General features: G+C 53.1%; 1 protein-coding gene. It reads right to left on the reverse strand.

The window, feature by feature from the left end:
- A partial coding sequence (locus tag ACEW8P_RS24635) for an ABC transporter permease (protein ID WP_373515717.1) occupies positions 1-2,367 on the reverse strand: 2,367 nt, incomplete at its 3' end.
- Positions 2,368-2,409: the final 42 nt, after the last annotated feature.

Here is a 2,409-nt window from a genome sequence, read left to right on the forward strand (position 1 = left end):
CATCAACGCCGCCTTCACGGCCTGGAAACTTACTGTAAGGAGCGTAATCACCAATGCCCCCACGCCCGCCGCCGCGAATATCCACCACGATAGTTCAGTACGGTAGGTATATTTCTGCAACCAGCCATCCATGAAGTACCACGCCAGCGGCGCGGCGATGAGCAGGGCGATGACAACCAGCAGCACGAAATCTTTGGACAGCAACCGCCACAAACTGGCGACGCTCGCGCCCAGTACCTTACGGACGCCGATTTCTTTGGTACGCTGCTCAGCGACGTAGGAAGCCAGACCGAAAAGGCCCAGGCAGGAAATGAGAATCGCCAGTCCGGTGAAGACGCCCGCGAGTGTGCCGATCCGTTCTTCGGAGGCGAACTTAGCAGCGTACTCTTCATCAACGAACTTGTATTGAAAAGGCAGATCGGGGAAGTTTTTCTTGAAAACTCCTTCGATGGTGGCGAGACTATTGCTGGCAGTTTGGTTGGGATCGAGCCGCAGGTGATAAAAGCGGGCTGGATCTTTGTTAATTTCATAAAGGGAGGGTCGCGCGGCTTCGTAAGGCGAGTCCATTACCATGTCCTCCACGACCCCGATGACCTTTAAACTGTACGATGGATCGTCGGCACCGTAGTTGCGGAGCAACGTCCCGACGGGTTCTTTCAGCCCCATGTATTCCACGGCGGCTCTATTCAGGAGTACCGCGTTGGAGTCGGAAGGGAAGTCCGGCGAAAAATCCCGGCCCGCGATGATTTTCATGTCGAGTGATTTGGCATAGTCCGCCGAGACGCCAATCCATGCAAAACTAGCCTGGAAATCCGCTGGCATGCCCTCCCAATAATACCCGCCCCGACCGTAGTATATATCGGTCGTCGGATTGCTGGTCGCAGACATATCCACCACGGCCCCTGAGTTGAGGAGTTCGTTGCGGATGAAAGCGTACTTACCCTCGAAAGCGCCCTCGGTCAGCGGGATTTGAACCAGATTCGCTCGGTCGTAGCCAATAGGGCGGTTTTTGGTGAACTGGATTTGTCGGAAGACGGTAACCGTGCCGATAATTAAGGCTACCGAGACAGTGAATTGCAACACCACCAACACTTTGCGAGGCAAGGCGGCATAACGTCCCACGCGGAAAGTACCCTTTAAAACCTTGACGGGTTGGAAAGAAGAGAGGTACAGAGCCGGGTAGCTGCCGGAAAGCATCGCCGTGAAAACGATGAACAAAAGCGACGCACCCCAGAAATAAAGATTGCTCCAGGGAAAAGTGATTTGCTTGTCGGCGAGCGTATTAAAGGCAGGAATTGAAATCAGCACCAGCAACATGGCAACCAAAAACGCCAGCCCGACCACCAGAAATGACTCGCTCAGAAACTGGCTCACCAACTGCCCACGTACCGAACCCACCGATTTGCGGATGCCGACTTCCCGCGCCCTTTTCTCCGAACGAGCGGTGCTGAGGTTCATAAAATTGATGCAGGCCAGCAGCAGCACGAACGCCCCGATGATGCCGAACAGCCAGACGTTTTCGATCGCCCCGCCCGCCTGGACGCCATTCTCGAACTTAGATTTCAGGTGCCAGTCGTTCATCGGGAGCAACAGAAACTGCGGATTATACTGAGCGCGGTCGGGGGCTGCCTTTAATTTGATGTCCTTTATTTTGGCCGTTACCTCCGGCATCGTCGCGTTATCGTTAAGCTGCACAAATAGCCGGAATGAGTTATTATTCCATTGGTCGGCGGCGTCCCTGATCCATTCAGTATTGGCCACGAAATGTTCCCAGGGAATGATGAAAGTCATTTCGTTGAACGAGTCGCTGGACGGAATATCGGCAAAAATACCCGTCACTTTCAGATTATACTTGTTGTCGAACTTCACGATCTGACCGATGGGGTCTCCGTTGCCGAAAAGGCCCTTCGCCGTGGAAGCCGCCAGCATGATCGAGTTTGTTTCCTGCAAGCCATTCTTTTGTCCTGCCAGGATTTCCAGACTCAGCATCTCGGGCGCTGCGGGCTGCATATAGTTTCCTTTTCTTACAATCTGTTTATCGCCGTGCACCATAACTCCATCCAGCGTCCAGCTACTCATCACGATATGCTTGAAGTCGTCGCCGTACTCGTTACGCAGTGACATTTCCAACGGCCTCGGCACAGTGATGCGGGTGTTGATTTCACCATTACTTACTCCGCTTTGCCAGACCTGCGCGATCTGGTCGTGATTCTTGTGGTAATGATTGTACGTCAATTCATCGTACACCCATAAGCCGATAAGCATCGCCACGGCCATGCCCATAGCTAAGCCGCCGATGTTGATGAAAGAGTAGCCCTTGTTGCGGGCCAGATTGCGGTAGGCGATTTTCAGGTAGTTGCGTAGCATGGCTGTTTCTGTTTATGATTTTATATTGATTAAGAAGAAAGG

Source organism: Persicitalea sp. (assembly GCF_041751555.1).
Classification (GTDB): Bacteria; Bacteroidota; Bacteroidia; order Cytophagales; family Spirosomataceae; genus Persicitalea.